The following is a 15666-nucleotide window of genomic DNA, read 5'->3' as shown; positions in this document are numbered from 1 at the left end:
CATGTACACCGCTACAGGCACCAAAGCCTATGCAAAAATTGGCGTCGAAAGCGCCGTGATGAGCGCCAGCCAGCAGCAGCTGGTCGCGATGCTGTTCGACGGCGCACTGAGCGCAATAATCCGCGCACGTCTGTTTATGCAGGATGGCAATATTGCAGGCAAAGGAAGCTCGATCTCCAAAGCGATCAATATTATCGAAGCGGGCCTGAAAGAGAGCCTGGCTGAAAGCCGTGGTGATGAACTGGCAGATAACCTTCGGAATCTCTACGACTATATGACCCGTCGCCTGGTGCATGCCAACATGCATAATGATGTTGCAGCGGTCGAAGAGGTCGAAGGCCTGCTGCGCAATATCGCTGACGCGTGGAAAGAAGTGGTTCAACCTAACCCTGTTCAGGACGCCGTTTAATGACAACTGCACCGCATCTGCTTGCCGTTTACCAACAGTTACTCGATCTCAGCCACGGAATGCTGCGTCATGCAGCACAGGGCGAATGGGATGAATTGATCAGCAGGGAGATGGAGTATGTCAGTGCGGTGGAGAACTTAGCCCAATCGACAGAAGCGGTGTCGCCTTCATCGCAGACGCAGGAGCAGTTACGCCCGGTGCTGCGCCATATTCTGGATAACGAAAATGAAGTGAAACGCCTGCTGCAGGCGCGAATGGATGAGCTGGCCTCGCTGGTCGGTCAGAACACCCGTCAGAAATCGGTCATGTCTGCCTACAGTAGTCAGGGCGGCCTAGTCATGGTGCCGCGCGAAACGCTCTCCTGATCCCCTTCTCTGCCACGCCGCCAGATTTATTTCTCTGCGCGGCGTCTCTTTTCTGCCGCTTACTCCATACTTGATTCTCATCATCCCCTGGAGTGTGGTACATGCAAAACCCAACGTTATTACAGTTTTTCCATTGGTATTACCCGGATGGCAGCAAACTGTGGCCTGAGGTCGCCGAGCGTGCAGCCTGGCTCAGCGAAATTGGAATCAGTATGGTGTGGTTACCACCCTGCTACAAAGGGGGTTCAGGCGGCTATTCAGTCGGTTACGACAGTTACGATTTGTTCGACCTGGGGGAATTTGATCAAAAAGGCGGTGTTGCCACCAAATATGGCGACAAAACGCAATTACTGGCGGCAGCAGAAGCCCTGCGCAGCCACAACGTTGGGGTACTGCTGGATGTGGTGCTGAACCACAAAATGGGTGCTGATGAGAAAGAGGCGATCAGTGTTAACCGCGTCAACCCGGATAACCGTGATGAAATCTACGAAGAGGTTGTCGAGTGCGAAGCCTGGACGAAATTCACCTTTCCGGCCCGTGCCGGGGAATATTCTAAGTTTGTCTGGGATCACAAGTGCTTTAGCGGTGTAGACCACATTGAGAATCCGGACGAAAACGGCGTGTTTAAAATCATCAATGACTATACCGCCGAAGGCTGGAACGATCAGGTCGATAACGAACTGGGTAACTTCGACTATCTGATGGGTGCCAACATCGATTTCCGTAACAATGCGGTCCGGGAAGAGCTGAAATACTGGGCGCGCTGGGTGATGGAACAGGTCCCCTGCACTGGCTTTCGTCTGGACGCGGTCAAACATATTCCGGCCTGGTTCTACAAAGAGTGGATCGAGCATATTCAGGAGGTTGCTGAAGAGCCGATGTTTATCGTCGCGGAATACTGGTCATTTGAAACCGAGAAACTGCAGGAGTATGTGCATCAGGTTGAAGGCAAAACCATGCTGTTTGATGCCCCACTGCATATGAACTTCCATCAGGCTTCCACCGCGGGCAGTGCCTATGACATGAGCCAGATTTTTGCTAATTCGCTGGTCGTGGCTGATCCCTGGCATGCCGTGACGATCGTCGCCAACCACGACACCCAGCCGTTGCAGTCTCTGGAAGCGCCGGTTGAAGCCTGGTTTAAGCCTCTGGCTTATGCGCTAATCCTGCTGCGTGAACAAGGTGTGCCCACCATTTTTTATCCTGATCTGTTCGGGGCAACCTACGAAGATGAAGGCGGCGACGGTGAAACGCACAAAATAGAGATGCCGGTGATCCCTGAACTGGAAGGGTTAATCCGGGCGCGTCAGCAATATGGCTGGGGCGTACAGACCGACTATTTTGATCATCCTAACTGCGTGGCATTCAGCCGCAGCGGCACCGAAACGCAGCCAGGCTGTGTGGTGATCATGTCAAATGGCGATGCAGGTGAGAAAAGCGTGCCGATGGGTGAAGGTTTTGCCGGTAAGGTCTGGCGGGATTATCTGGGTAACCGTGAAGAGACGATTACCGCCGACGAGCATGGCACAGCGGTCTTTGCCTGTAACGGTGGCAGCGTCAGCGTCTGGGTCATCGCAGAATAAGTTAGCAGCAAAATTAGGGATGCAGTAAAAACGAAAACCGCCCCGGCAGACAAGTGCGTGAACGGCACTCTACCTGTTGGGGCGGTTTTGCTATGGATCGACTGTTATGACTTCGCGTTATTCTCGGTAATCGCCGTGCGCAACAGTTGCGGTTCGATGTTCTGAATCACGGCGGCTTTTGGCTGCTTTGCGACTTCTTCCAGTGCCTGCTGACACTCTACTGTCGGACGCGCCACTTTGCGCAGAGTCATCCTGTCGTAGCTCAGCTCGCCATTATCGACCACCAGCGGCATCACCCGCATTTTACGTGTTACATTCACATAATCGCCATTTAATCGGGTCAGTTTGCCCGGCTTCGCGATCACCCGCATCCACTGACGGCAATCCAGCGTGCTGCCATCGGCATTAATGATCAGACTGGCTATCGCCTTGTCGCTGATCAGGCTGCTCTGTGGGCCGACGGTTTGCCAGGTCCCCTGCAGATCAGCAGGTGCCGGTGTCTGCACCGCATTTTCATAATCGTTGATTTGCGCACAACCACTCAATGCCAGCGCGGCAATCAGCATCCACTTTTTCATATTAAATCCCTAAGATCACGTCAATGGCGGCTACGTTATAATTTTTCCACCGCGTTACGCAAGATATCTGGATGTTAAGACGCCACACAGACGATGATTGCGGCAGAACGAAACCCGTAGTGAGGTCTGCATAAAGCATTTTAACCGGAAAATTGTTGGCGAAGCAGGTTCATCTCTTATCTTTGCCACGCCTGACAAGCAGGAGACAACCCGCTACACTGACGCGCTGCAACAGACTTTCAGGAATATGAATATGAAAACGCCAGAAGCTTACTATGCCCAGGCTCGCGAGATGTTTTTTACCGCGCATCCAGACTTTCAATCCGCACTTGACGAATTAACTGAAAGCGATGCCCGCGCCGCCAACCTGTCATTGCGCCAGCTGCGCGAATGGCATGCCGAACGTATCTATGCGGCCTTTTTGCGCCAGAAGAATCTGGATGGAATGATCTTCTCCATTCAGCTCGCTGAGCCAGATAAAGCGGTGGCGGCTGAAGCGATCGAGACTTATCTCAAATCTCACGCTGAATCATTGGGTATGAGCTGGGAAGAATTTTGCATTAAAAACGAATTGTAATACGCGCTGCTGAGAAGAGGCCTGCAAAGCACAACGCCTGCCAGCATAAAGTAGCGGAATAATGTATACCCGGTTAAAAGAGTAGTGACTTCTCTGCGGGATTCAGGTCGTCACTTTTCCTGAACGACCCCTGCGCCTGCACTGCCTCTGAAGATGTTGATGGATATCCATCTCCAGAGGCGAATTTTTCCTGCCCTACTCTCTCTCTTCCGTTGCTTTACCCTTCACTTCGACATAACTTGCCACAGCCAGCAGACGATTAATGTGCGTCAGCAGCAGATCAACATCCGATTGCAGAAACCCGGTCGACGATTGTGAAGCCGTAATGATGGCATCCTGCACCGTTTCTGAAATGGTCAGCGAGTTGTCCTGTTTCGCCTGCACCAGCAGCGCTGCAACCAGCAGGGACTGCGCTTCAAGCTGCGCCGTCAACTCTTTTGCATCGACATCCATCTTTGCCAGTTTTAGCAGAATATCTATTACCAGTTGTCGCATCGCGGACCTCCTGAAAAGTAAGCCGTCATTATGTCGTGATGCGTGCGCATTTTTCCAGTTGAAGATCGTGTTTAACGCGACATAAAAATTTACGCGAAATCACGCGTCACGCCTTGCTACTGTTTTTATTTACAGTATTATATGTCAGCGATTTTGCCCTGAATGGATTGCCATCATGTTTGTTGAGTTGATTTATGACAAGCGCAACGTTGCCGGTTTACCGGGTGCCCGCGAGATGATTCGTGAGGAGCTGGAAAAGCGGGTGCATCGGGTGTTTCCTGACATTGAAGTTAAGGTCAAGCCGATGGAACGTAACGCGATTGATACTGATTTGAGTAAGAACGATAAAGCGACGGTTGCGCGGATTGTTGAAGAGATGTTCGACGAAGCGGAGATGTGGCTGGTGGCCGATTAATCCTTTACCGGCCACCGCATCAGTTAGCGGGAGATGACTTAGCTCTCCTGCTCGCTGTGATTAATTTCAATCTCAATGTCCTGGATAGCCGCATCCAGATCTTCCAGCAGTTTACCCTGCTTATTAAGCAATGCATCGATACGGTCGGCGTTAGTCTTATCTTTATACTCACCGGCATCAAACGCTAACCAATGACTGGAAAGCGTTTCGGTGTTAGTCTGGGCATAGTGACGCATCTCTTTTAGCTGAGACGTCACATCACGCAGATAGTCAGTTTTGGTCTTGGTTTCTGTTGAATCGCTCATGCTAAATTTCCTTCTGGTCAGTTATCCAAAGTGGTTAGGCTTAGCGGTTCATCGACCGGCCAATCATCGGGCCTGCATTCAGGTACAAAATGTTGCCCGGAGATTTAAAACTAGTCGATAATAGCGAAGCCGCACTAAGAATAATCGGAAGTTACGGTGTCTGGCCCGGTTTTGCGGACGTCTGGTTGTCTTCAGAAACGACCTCTTTCACTCTACTCAGTGTTTTATCAGCGGTACGATCCGGTATCACATCAAGCTTATGTTGTAATGCTGTGACCTTATCCGTCAGCACCTCGACCCTTTCATCACGTCGTGCCGCTATTGCCCGGTAATCCGCCCTAATCTCCTCGACTCGTTTGTTTGCGGTATTACTGACAAAAAGAAAAATAATCGTCATCAGGATGCAAATCATCGAACAACTGAGAAGAATGCAGCCGAGGATAACTTTACGCCTGTATGATATTGGAGCCCTGGTATTATCAATCATTGCCATTGCTGCGATCCTCCAGAGTTGAGATAAGCCGATCAACTTCATTACGAAATTTGTCGTTTTGATCGGTTTCGGTCATTGCTAGCAAAATCCCTACCGCATTCTTGATTAACCGAAGATCGGTTTCGAGTGTCGAGATTCGCCGCAAATTCCTGTCGTGCCGTTCGCGTAATTCATCGTTTTCCTCCCGTATCAGCAGGTTGCTCTCTTTCAGCAACACCACCTGCTCTTTGTAGCTGGTAATAATTTCGCCGCCCGCTCGGTTACTGGTTACGATTGACGCGATACCCGCCAATAACGGTTTCCAGAACAGTGCTGCTGCGCCTCCACCCAGAACTAACGCTCCCATACTGGTAATCAGACTACTTTCCATGCCATACCCCTTTTTCCGGTTAGGTCGCTGGAACATATTGCGTGCTGAAAAGCCACGTCCTCCGCTTGAAATTTAAGTTTACTTAAATACCATGCTTAAGTATACTTAAATCACTTTCAACCAATATGTCAAGCTTATGAAAAACGAAACGCTGGGTGACCGAATCCGCCTCCGACGGAAATCACTGCAATTAACGCAGAAGCAATTGGCACAACAGGTAAAAGTGTCCCATGTAGCGATTTCGCAATGGGAAAAAGAGGAGACGCTTCCGCGCGGTGAGAATCTGCTACGGCTCGCCGAAGCGCTGGGTTGTGCCCCGGCTTTTCTGATAGATGGGGATGGCCCTGTTTTCAGCGAAAGTGCTTATGGCGGTCTTCACCAGATTCCGCTGCTTAATCAGCGTGATGTGACACGATGGCTGACGGATGACAGTTCAGTCCGACACGAATTGCTGATGCACAACGATATGGCGCTTTCACAACAGAGCTTTGCCTTTCGTGTAGAAGAACAGGCAATGATGCCCGCGATTGTGCGGGATGATGTGGTGATCATCGATCCGCAAGTTTCACCCCAGCCTGGCGATAGCGTGCTGGCATTACAGCAGCAGATTGCTCTGATCCGTACCTGGCGGCAACGTAGTAGTGAAGGTGGCGTTACGCAGTTTGAGCTGGCCCCCATTAACATCAACTTTCCTGAATTGCATTCCAGTCGGGAGAACCTGAAGCTAATTGGTACGGTGGTGGAACTGCGCCGCTACCGGCAGTCATAAAAAACCCGCCAATGCGGGTTAATTTTTTATCGTACAACAGTGCACAGCGTCCGGGTCTGGTAACTACAGGGCGTCGGTGAGTTGATCCACGACCACATTGCCCTGCAGATCGGTCTGCATAATGCGGTAGTTCACTGGCCATGAGCGGCGGGTACTGAGTTTATCGAACAGTGTGACACCGCCTTTTTTAACGCCCTGACGGTTAACGATAATCCACTCGGTCACCTCTTCCTGACCACTATTTCTCAGGCTTAGGGAGCGTTGTTCAATTAACTGATCTTCTGCTTCAATCTTTAAATGGTCTCGTAACATATTTTCTATCTCCTGGTAACGGAGGCCACTATATGCTTTTCATTAATCAGTTCAATCGAATTTATTTATCGATGTTTTTATCGACCTGGAATGTGACCTGTCGCAAGCGATATGGCAAGTTTGTCCATTTCTGCATCAGGAATTTCCCGTTAGCATGGAGCTGCTGTACACCAAAACTTCGAAAGATAACATGTTCAGTATCAGAGAAACTCCGATTAGCCCGCTTCTGGCGGGCTTTTTTTTGCCTTTAATTCAATGCTAATGCGGGATCTCAGGGCTGGTCTAAACTTAAACGACTGGGACAACAGGAGTGAATTATGTTTAAGCACAATACGAATGAAGAACGTAAGAAAGAAGGTGATGTCAGCAAAGGCCTGCCCGAAGCAGCACCTAACGCCGGTAATGCGTATGAGGAAGATGATCATCCCGCCACCGATGCACCAAAAGACCATGGTGAAGTGCCGCGGAAAAATGATGACAGTCAGGATGATAAAAAAGATCCCTACAAAGCAACCTGAAGGACGAGAGGCGCGCCCGGTGGGCGCGCTGGTCAGCATCAGGATTTAATAAAATCAGTCAGCTGATGCTGATGTGTAACCAGCCACTCAGGAAAATGTTCAGCGGTAATCGGCACTATTTCCATCCTTCTTGGGCAATTCCAGATATCAATGTTGTTCTCAACGCAGCGCCGGATATGATCCGGGTTATTGAATTCAGGACAGTTATGTTCGGTATGTGAAATCGACGCCATTTTTTCACTTATGCGTTCATCGCTCATCACCCATGAAAAATGCCATCCTCCATCCTTAATGACTTTCGTTCGCCAGCCGAGCCATTTCCAGCGCCACCAGCTGTCGCGTATGGGTGTTCCACGGCGCTTAACGTTGCGCAGTAATTCCGGTTGTCCCATGAAAAAGGTTCGTAATGTTTTAAACGTCACCATTTTTGCCAGTGTAACACAACGCGGTGTACCGTCATTGTTCAATACACGTACATTATATTTAAAATTGAAATATTGCTGGTGCAATGTTGTACAGAGGTGACGATGGCTAAAGGCTTTAATCGCTTCAGGTCGGGGAATTTCATCGACGTCTGACACAATAATAATATCATCATCCTGCGCGCCAGCCAGACCTGGCATAATCTGATTCCGTGCAGTGGATTCATTCTCCCAGGGATCGGTCTCGCCCGCCTTAACCAGAGAGCTATTCGACTGAAAGGCGTGCTGATAAAATACTGGCGCAATATCGTTGACGACATAAATAATTTTATCGCGAAAACGGTCGAATTTCTCAATGTCAAAATTAAGCTTGCATCGGCGTTTACCCGTAAAGGTATAAAGCGATTCAACAATGACAAACCGGTCAACAACATGCTCAAGCGTGTTCAGACGCATTTCAAGCAAAACATCTTCATCGTAGTATAAAAAACAGTCATAAATCATAGTCATCAGAGGCACTTAAGTAGAAAATTTTCATCAGGAAACCTCTGTCTGGAAGGCATAACAGAGTTGAACCACCTGTTTGTAAAGGCGGCTTGGTTATACCTGATAGAGGCTGCAATTTACTGAGTGAAATTTCCGTGTTTATAGTAAGCGGGCTAACAATATAACCGCGCAATAAAAAAATGTTAAAATTCAGGAATATCCAATGCTTGTTTATACGGCAGAATGTTACATTTACTTAGCCAGGCTGGCAATATTAAGCCCCTTTTTTGAGTAGAAAAGAGCGATACAGCGGATATCCGGATGTTATTGGTCTACAAAATCATGATGGTTTAGCTGATGAAAATGATAACTATTGCCCTGAGCATCACTTTGCTGATCGAATGCGTGCAAAAGTGACGGGCTGGTTGTATCCGGAACCTAGTGCGCCTGTTTAAAGGCCCATCCTTCTCAGGTTGAGTCTTGCCTACGCGAAGTGGCACAGAATCGAAATCGCTTCTTAGAACAGTATGATTACCTGTCGAATCGCATGAAACGATTTTATTTAGTGCATGATAATGAAACGGTGGTCTGGGTTGACATTGCATGGTCAGTCATCATCAGACCAGTGCTACATTTTAGTATGATTCAAAAGTACCTGATATATGCGAATCTGTTTCAGCAATGATCGCCAGGTGCAAAATGTCTCGTTAACTTCATCGCCTGAATGCTTGGGGTAAAATCAGATGCTCAGATGAATAAAATGTAGTTAACAGGTCAGAAGGCGCACAAGCTTTAGCGAGACAACCTGCTTTATTCCTTATTAAACGGCAATTATCAGCATTACTTCAGGACAGCGATAACCTCATTTTTTGCAGTGATAACTCAACTTATTTAGCCACCTCGCAGTCATATTTGCCCCGAATACGAGTCTGACTCTGGCTGGTGCGGAAGATTTCCGCTCTCAATAATCCTTTACAATGGCACGTCGTCTGCTCCATCCTCAGCGCTTTGCTGTTTCTCACCCGCAGTTTGACCGTGGCGTTGTCGTAATTCCCCTTTTTTTTGCAAGAGTCACTTCTGTGTTTCAGCACGTTACCCATTGACTTAAAACCAGCCACTTTTGTCTGGTTTAATTTAGAGCGACCCACATTGCGTGGTGGCTAAGGTTGGCACTCATAAGCTCATTAATGACGTTACGCAGATGAGTTTTTAATTATGAGGTGGCGTCCTGCTGATAGGTAATAAGTCGGCAGCACCGAAATATGATTTCCTCATTGCACGACTCTCAGTAATGAGCAGCATAGTCAATGACGCCTGCATTATCGTCAGTACAGGATCACATGCTCAGTGAAGAGAGCGGCATTAATAGTGACTTTTCAGTGCGCTTATCTTCTTACAAGTAGTAGATTTCCAAACGATAAAAATTCAACTACGCCTGCATATTCATAATTTCACTTTGCAGTTTTGCAGGGGCTCATTGATTCAGGCTGATTAAAGGTTTATCAGAAGCATACTGCAAGGCAGATTTTTCTCATTGGTTAAATACAACATGTTTTGCGGTATTTTTTGTGCTTCATGTATGCTGCGAGCTACGGTAGCGACATTTCTGCTTAATTAGATCGTCGGCCGGTACTAATCGTCATCGTCATCGTCCAGAATTGTCGCTGTTACTTTATCCAACACGATGATACATTCAAGCCCCTCCCTGTAGAGAGTTTAAACATCCCTCGTAATAAACCAGAATCGAATAGCTTGCCAATCATGGGATAGCTATAAAACTGGAACATAACCTCGTCGCCGGGCTTCATTTTCACGCTGCGGTCGACAATGACAAACCCACCAGGCGTCGGAACGCGCTTGACGAATGAGGTCCGAAACTCTCTTCTGCATATTCAGCGTTCACTTTACGTACCTCATGCTTCTCAGCTCCCACATTTTTTTCTCGCCACCATCAGCAACGAGTCAAAAGAAGAAAAGCTTATAGCACTTAATTCAGCTGTTGCACTCCTCAACAGGCCAGTGATAATTGTACTTTTCGAGCGCTAATCGAAAGTCATCAGTTGTCACTATCCGCCGGCTTTAGGCGTCCAGTCTGAACTCATATTTGAAAGCCGCTGTTATTTCATAATCGCCTAGCATAGGGTTGCTCTGAAAACCACTGTATTTAAAAACAGGAGCCTTTAGTCATGTTTTGGCAAGCCACTGTGGTTGGGATTTTTGTAAAGTTGACTCTGGCACAGAGTTAAGTCTGGATAAGCAAAGGGTGAGTGGTTAAGCGTTAGCCACTATATCCCGTAATCTGCTCAGATCGACGTGGCATACCTTTTCCCCATCGCTGGGGCTTTTTTATGGGCTAAAAAAGCCGTATAGTGAATCTAAATCTTTACGTATGGAATAATTGATGAACGAGATTAAGCCGTTAACTTCAATCAGGGGATTATTTGCACTATACGTTGCAATCTATCATATCTTCCCAAGAACAAATGCATTCTTAAGTAATGGGTATCTATCTGTAGATTTATTTTTTGTATTGAGTGGCTTTATAATGAGCTATGTTTACAAAGTTAAATTCTCATCCACAATTAATATTAAAACATACCTAACATATCTTAATGGTAGATTTGCAAGAGTTTATCCTCTTTACGCATTTATGATAATTTTGACAACCTTCTTTTATTTTAAAAATAAAATACCACTCCCAAACACCACTGAATATATTATTCTTTTTTCATTCCTTCAGTCTATAATGGATGTGACTAACAATTTAATCCCCCACGCTTGGTCCATCTCGGTTGAGTTTATTGCTTACCTTACATTCCCTTTTGCCATATTCTTACTATCAAAAAAACATGGAATTATCTCTCTTGTAGTGATAACTGCATCAGCATTCACTGGCCTTTACTTGGCATCATTAAAAGGCTATTGGGGTCCACTGGATGTTGTCGGTGGGAAATTTGCTATCGTACGTTGCCTTAGCGATTATGTACTAGGGATAGTCAGCCTCTTTGTATTTCAAATGGTAAAGGAGAAGTTTAAATGGATCACTTTAGAGATTGCCCTTATCTTTTCAATTGCGTTAGCATTTACCACTTTGAATTTCAGAGGTTACGATCTTCTCGTTGTTGTATTCTTCACTATAATGATCCCTCTTCTGTCAGCATCTCAAGGCATAATATATAAACTTATGTCTTTATCCCCGATAGTTTATCTTGGTGAGATATCTTACTCAATTTACCTTATCCACTACCCGCTTTGCCGCAGGTTAAGCTTTATTCCAGCATGGTTCCACAACAAATTACCTTTTATCGATTTTAATTACATTGCATTGATAATAACAATTTCAATATCAATCCTTACATATCACTTTATCGAAGTTCCCTTCAGGAAATTTATTAGAGGTTCGCCAAAAAGAACTAACGTTAGGGTTTGAGAAAGCAAGCAATGTTAGGTATATAGGACAAATCAGGCTGTTAAGCTGATTGTTATAATCCCGCTAGCTTTGAGTAAATGGCTTGTTAAATGCAGCGTCTATTTTATGTTAGCAAGGCATAAAAACACCTGTCAAATTGACCTGACCCAGAATTAGATAAAACCTTCAGTTAGTAATGTCGATTGGTTTTTCTTCATATTTCCCGTTTCGCCAGTCCGCTGCACATTCAGCTGGCGTCTAGTAATCCAACGATAAATGTGGGCGGCACTCGGCACTCGTTATAGTCCTGCCGCCAATCATTAATGATTTCCGGGGATGAAGAATATCGCTGAGTCAGTATTCATTCAGGCATTCATCCCGAAAGCGACTGTTGAGACTCTCAATAAATCCGTTCTGTGTTGGCTTACATGGGTAGGTAAGTCGCAACTCCACACCATGTTCAAAGGCCCATTGATCGAGCGCGCTGCAGGTAAATTCCGGGCCCTGATCGGTTCCTATCGTCGCCAGATAGCTTTGAGACAGCGCGATGCTGTCCAGAATACGCGTGACCTTAACGCATGAAATACCGAATGCAGCGGTGATTGTCAGACACTCCTTTGTGTAATGATTCGCACAGATCAGGCACTTATTACGATGGCTGCAGGCAAGTGCATTCATGACAAAACTCATCGACCATGTCAGGTCCGGCGCATCCGGGCGAAGAAGCAGAAGCCGCTCAGTCACCAGACCTTTACGACGTCGTCTGCGTTTCACACTCAGGTTGTTAAGGTGGTAAATGCGGTATACCCGCTTGTGATTGACGTGAAGGCCCTCCCGACGTAATAAATGCCAGATGCGTCGCTAACCAAAACACCTTCGTTCGAGTGCCAGTTCTGTGATACGCCATGATAAATGTGCATCAGCCGCCGGACTACGGGGCTCGTTGCGGCAGGTCGATAGGGACAAACTTGTAAGCATGCAGGCACGACGTTGCGACAGATCGGTCGCATCACACATATACTTAACGGCTTCCTGCTTCTGCTTTGTCGTCAGTACTTTCACCCCAAAGCCACCTGAAGTACCTCCTTATCCAGCATGCCTTTGGCCGGGAGCATCTTAAGCCGGGCGTGCTCTTCATCAGGCGACTTCAGCCGCTTAACTTCGGGCTCTTCCATGCCTCCATACTTATTTAAGCCAGGTGTAAAACGTGGAATCGGAAATGGCGTTATTACGGCAGAGCTCGCGGGCAGAGACTCCGGCTTCGGCCTCGAGGAAAATACTGATGATCTGTTCGTCGGAAAAGGCTTCTTCATGGGGATGTCCTCATGTCGCTTATGAAGACATTATTAACATTGGGGTGTACTAATCAACGGGGAGCAGGTCATCGATGATAATCATCGAAGATTTCTTTTACCTTACGGCATCAAGCTCGCTTTCAGTTCTTACCACTAACTCGTTCATAGCTAATTTCTCAATGTCAAATGATTCACAACACCTAAGAGATATCATAGGCTATTTGGCATAAAAGTTAACACTCTATCATCAGGCGCAATCGCAAATGCACCTTGTGATCACGCTGCAAGTGACTAGTGAGAATGACTTAAATTAGAGTTGTAAGCGGGGAAGGAGTTGTCGTGCTTATAGAAGAAAAGTTACCCACACCATTTAATGCTTCCATGTATACAGAGTTCAAGCGCTTAAGCTCATTATAACACCACGCTATCAGGACTAATCGACATTGCGGAGAATCGTCCCTCATCAATAAATGTCGCAATTCAGAGGTTAGTTCTGAAAACGGCCTGCCATCTGCTTCTATCAGCAACTTTATGGCTTGGTGTTTCAAAACAATGTCGGCCCTAATGATGCCAAGTTTTTGGATGCGATTTTCCACGTTTGTATCCCATACGATCACATAATCACGCAATCATACAATTAAGAATCATCTCATTGAAAGTGTTTTATCATAAAAAAGATATAACCCCCCCCCCCCATCTTTCTTGCATTTTGATTTGCAAGGAAATTAATACCGGATTTAACTAGAGTTTTATTTTCATTAGATACACAAGGTATATTTTCCTGCTTACTTTAACCATTACTCTCTGATGTATGCTGGAGATAGTTCAATTGCACGGTGATTGTGGAGATTCGCTCTCTGAGAGGGAAATAATCACGTTAAGCGGAGTCGTTAAGTCTGTCGGCGACATCATCGCCCATACTTCTGGTGCCAGAGGCGGATTGTTTCAGACAGCTGGCGTTGAGCTGCAGCCGGCGCTTGCCAATAGAAACATCATCATGCAGCTGATCGATAATCGCTTCAGCATCTGCTAACTCCTTGGTGTATTTCTCATCGAGGGTGGTCACATCATACTGCCGGGTCTGCATGTCGGTGATGGTGTCTTTTGCCAGTTTGAGGTTAATGGTTGCGGTGTCATGCTGAACTTGGTAGTCAATGGCATTGCAGCGGTAATAAAGCGCGAATGCTACTGACGTGGCTAAGAGCAACAGAACCAGCAGAACCAGCAGAACCAGCAGAACCAGCAAGATGAGCATAGTGGAAACTTTAGCCTTTAAGCTAACCAGCACTCTCCGCCAGACAACTTGAGCGCTCCATGACGCGACGGTTCATTAATCCCCGTCATTTCTGCCCGCCAGCATAAATCCAGCGGCGCAGCTCATCGCATGCTCCATCGACATCATCCAGTTCAAGCGCTTTAACAGCGTGGGTTTGAAGAACGCGCTGGAGTCAACGGTGTAAGTGAAGCTTTAGAGCGCAGCACGCTGATATACTCCCACCGGCACTTTCACCAGACCGTCTACCGACTTTTTAACCAGTTGCATATCATTCCATAGCAGCCGATCACATTTGTGGTCGGTGTACTTCTCCCCCTTATGATGTCGGTTCCGGTGTGACCATTGCAGACAGTCCTGACGCCAGCCACATCTTTGTAACGCTAGTATATCCTGCCCTCAACTCCATCCTTTTGACCAAGGAATACTGTAGCGATAGCAATAGCTCCGCCACCCGCGACAGCGATCAGCTTATTGCGCAAGCTGTTTGACAAAGCCATGGGTCATTCCTCGTTGATGTCTGCAGCGGTGGGCAATCGCTGCAGGACTTTAATCTGCGCTACCGTAATGCCACGAGTCTAGTTTATTTCCTGAACAGCCAGGCTTGCACGCCCACTTACCTGCCAAGATTATTTCACCCACCGCTTTATTAATTTCAAAATCAGCCATCTAGCTAAGATTCATCTTTAGCTCCACATTGGGTTATTATACTGACAACTCGGCTTTGGCTCTTCACGAAACTCAGGCAGCAAGACATTCTTTGCTACAGGCGTGGGTCTGCTGAGTTTTGATATTACGGGTGGCGTAATGGGAAAGGAGTTCGGCGGTTTTTCGGTGTCTACAGGGTCATGAGTGAATCTTGTTTTCATGGCGATTCCTTACTTTTGAGAGCAGGCTATCCACTATCGCCATGTTGTAGTTGCGATCAGACCCAACGCTGACCATTCCCATGCGGTAGTGGTAGTGGTAGTCATGGTCAGTGCTGCCAAACTACTGGCGATTAATCTAGATGGCTTCGGTCATATTGTAAAAAGCGACGTAAGCGTTGCCACTTTTTGAGGTAGTCATTGCGCACGCGCGGTCGATTATTTCTTTCGGTACATGCCATTCTCCATCAGAAAGCAAGTCCATAATTTCAATAGTTAATTTACACATCCTGTTATCCCTAAGTTTCTAATACTCGAAGTCTGCGGGGATAGTCAGCGCTAGGCCGAACTGCGCACACCACCGCTTACCCTGATTCAGGAAGAAATGCATCTCGCCTTTATCAAGACTGGATGTGTGTCGGAGTTCCCATGTGCTGACCTTCTCGCCTGTAATAAATTGGGTATATTCGACCTGCTCACAACCCAGATAAATTTTCTTGAGGTTCTGCTTTAACCACTTTAGCGTGGCCTCAGTGCGCCCGGACTTAATCAGGTATTCACTGATTTAGTCTTACCACATGTGAGAAAGGGAGTTCTAGTTGAAACTGCGTTTTTCTTTCCAAGGCTTCAAGATAAGCCGATAACAATCGCCGGATTCGAGCAGAGGTGACGCTGTTGCCCGATGGCATTGAAATTTGATCAGTGAAGCTTTATGCCCTTTTTTGG

General features: G+C 46.9%; 17 protein-coding genes and 3 pseudogenes. 8 read left to right on the top strand and 12 right to left on the bottom strand.

Annotated elements, in window-relative coordinates; genetic code table 11:
* Window position 1 precedes the first annotated feature (1 nt).
* The 3 genes from fliS to amyA all read left to right on the top strand — a co-directional run bounded on the left by fliS (window position 2) and on the right by amyA (window position 2357).
* Complete coding sequence (fliS, locus tag IAI47_RS08135; RefSeq protein WP_003854518.1) at window positions 2-409, top strand: flagellar export chaperone FliS; 408 nt, start codon at window positions 2-4, stop codon at window positions 407-409.
* Window positions 409-774 carry a flagella biosynthesis regulatory protein FliT gene (gene fliT / locus IAI47_RS08130; RefSeq protein ID WP_003854516.1) on the top strand — a complete coding sequence of 122 codons (366 nt, stop codon included), beginning with the start codon at window positions 409-411 and terminating at the stop codon, window positions 772-774. Before fliS ends, fliT begins: the two co-directional genes overlap by 1 nt.
* 101 nt (window positions 775-875) lie before the next feature.
* Window positions 876-2357 (top strand): alpha-amylase, encoded by a 1482-nt coding sequence (gene amyA / locus IAI47_RS08125; protein ID WP_008926856.1) that lies wholly within the window; start codon window positions 876-878, stop codon window positions 2355-2357.
* A gap of 104 nt (window positions 2358-2461) precedes the next feature.
* On the opposite strand, the gene yedD is transcribed toward amyA, so the two are convergent.
* Window positions 2462-2935 (bottom strand): lipoprotein YedD, encoded by a 474-nt coding sequence (gene yedD / locus IAI47_RS08120; protein WP_008926857.1) that lies wholly within the window; start codon window positions 2933-2935, stop codon window positions 2462-2464.
* 253 nt (window positions 2936-3188) lie between these two features.
* On the opposite strand from yedD, the gene IAI47_RS08115 reads away from it, so the two are divergent.
* A complete protein-coding gene (locus tag IAI47_RS08115; RefSeq protein WP_008926858.1) occupies window positions 3189-3512 on the top strand; it encodes a DUF6388 family protein in 324 nt (107 codons plus the stop codon).
* Window positions 3513-3707: 195 nt separating this feature from the next.
* On the opposite strand, the gene iraP is transcribed toward IAI47_RS08115, so the two are convergent.
* Window positions 3708-4007: an anti-adapter protein IraP gene (iraP, locus tag IAI47_RS08110; RefSeq protein ID WP_003854510.1), complete on the bottom strand. Its 300-nt coding sequence runs from the start codon at window positions 4005-4007 to the stop codon at window positions 3708-3710.
* A gap of 175 nt (window positions 4008-4182) precedes the next feature.
* On the opposite strand from iraP, the gene IAI47_RS08105 reads away from it, so the two are divergent.
* Window positions 4183-4422, top strand: coding sequence for a DinI-like family protein (locus tag IAI47_RS08105; RefSeq protein ID WP_003854508.1), 240 nt, complete (start codon window positions 4183-4185; stop codon window positions 4420-4422).
* Window positions 4423-4460: 38 nt separating this feature from the next.
* Here the strand turns inward: IAI47_RS08105 and IAI47_RS08100 are convergent, their stop codons facing one another.
* From IAI47_RS08100 to IAI47_RS08090, 3 genes are all read right to left on the bottom strand, one after another.
* The gene (locus tag IAI47_RS08100; protein WP_003854505.1) at window positions 4461-4727 is read right to left on the bottom strand and encodes a hypothetical protein; all 267 of its coding nucleotides are present in this window, start codon (window positions 4725-4727) and stop codon (window positions 4461-4463) included.
* Window positions 4728-4878: 151 nt separating this feature from the next.
* Entirely contained in the window at window positions 4879-5220 is a 342-nt protein-coding gene (locus IAI47_RS08095; protein ID WP_008926859.1) for a hypothetical protein, read from the bottom strand.
* On the bottom strand, window positions 5207-5590 hold the full coding sequence (locus tag IAI47_RS08090; RefSeq protein ID WP_008926860.1) for a hypothetical protein: 384 nt from the start codon (window positions 5588-5590) through the stop codon (window positions 5207-5209). The genes IAI47_RS08095 and IAI47_RS08090 overlap by 14 nt, the downstream gene beginning before the upstream one ends.
* A gap of 136 nt (window positions 5591-5726) precedes the next feature.
* Between IAI47_RS08090 and IAI47_RS08085 the strand changes: the two genes are divergently transcribed.
* Window positions 5727-6359, top strand: coding sequence for a helix-turn-helix domain-containing protein (locus IAI47_RS08085; protein ID WP_008926861.1), 633 nt, complete (start codon window positions 5727-5729; stop codon window positions 6357-6359).
* Window positions 6360-6422: 63 nt separating this feature from the next.
* Here IAI47_RS08085 and IAI47_RS08080 read toward each other — a convergent pair whose 3' ends face one another.
* On the bottom strand, window positions 6423-6671 hold the full coding sequence (locus tag IAI47_RS08080) for a hypothetical protein (RefSeq protein ID WP_008926862.1): 249 nt from the start codon (window positions 6669-6671) through the stop codon (window positions 6423-6425).
* 317 nt (window positions 6672-6988) lie between these two features.
* Here IAI47_RS08080 and IAI47_RS08075 point away from each other — a divergent pair, with 317 nt between their 5' ends.
* Window positions 6989-7189 (top strand): hypothetical protein, encoded by a 201-nt coding sequence (locus IAI47_RS08075; protein ID WP_003854493.1) that lies wholly within the window; start codon window positions 6989-6991, stop codon window positions 7187-7189.
* 38 nt (window positions 7190-7227) lie between these two features.
* Here IAI47_RS08075 and IAI47_RS08070 read toward each other — a convergent pair whose 3' ends face one another.
* Window positions 7228-8115 carry a benzoate transporter gene (locus IAI47_RS08070; protein ID WP_008926863.1) on the bottom strand — a complete coding sequence of 296 codons (888 nt, stop codon included), beginning with the start codon at window positions 8113-8115 and terminating at the stop codon, window positions 7228-7230.
* A gap of 2383 nt (window positions 8116-10498) precedes the next feature.
* Here IAI47_RS08070 and IAI47_RS08065 point away from each other — a divergent pair.
* Window positions 10499-11527 carry an acyltransferase gene (locus IAI47_RS08065; protein ID WP_008926865.1) on the top strand — a complete coding sequence of 343 codons (1029 nt, stop codon included), beginning with the start codon at window positions 10499-10501 and terminating at the stop codon, window positions 11525-11527.
* 165 nt (window positions 11528-11692) lie between these two features.
* Here IAI47_RS08065 and IAI47_RS08060 read toward each other — a convergent pair.
* From IAI47_RS08060 to IAI47_RS22015, 5 genes and pseudogenes are all read right to left on the bottom strand, one after another.
* Window positions 11693-12793: pseudogene (locus IAI47_RS08060) on the bottom strand (IS3 family transposase).
* A gap of 833 nt (window positions 12794-13626) precedes the next feature.
* Window positions 13627-13710, bottom strand: a complete 84-nt coding sequence (locus IAI47_RS22165; protein WP_370581732.1) for a hypothetical protein — start codon at window positions 13708-13710, stop codon at window positions 13627-13629.
* Window positions 13679-14056 (bottom strand): lysis system i-spanin subunit Rz, encoded by a 378-nt coding sequence (locus IAI47_RS08055; protein ID WP_008926868.1) that lies wholly within the window; start codon window positions 14054-14056, stop codon window positions 13679-13681. The genes IAI47_RS22165 and IAI47_RS08055 overlap by 32 nt, the downstream gene beginning before the upstream one ends.
* An 85-nt stretch (window positions 14057-14141) precedes the next feature.
* Window positions 14142-14574, bottom strand: a pseudogene (locus IAI47_RS22020) (lysozyme).
* A gap of 673 nt (window positions 14575-15247) precedes the next feature.
* A pseudogene (locus IAI47_RS22015) lies at window positions 15248-15624 on the bottom strand (hypothetical protein).
* Window positions 15625-15666 lie beyond the last annotated feature (42 nt).

This window comes from Pantoea sp. MT58, assembly GCF_014495885.1.
GTDB classification, from domain to species: Bacteria; Pseudomonadota; Gammaproteobacteria; order Enterobacterales; family Enterobacteriaceae; genus Pantoea; species Pantoea eucalypti.
Note: the sequence above shows the minus strand (reverse complement) of the source record. Positions and strands in the feature narration are given on the sequence as shown.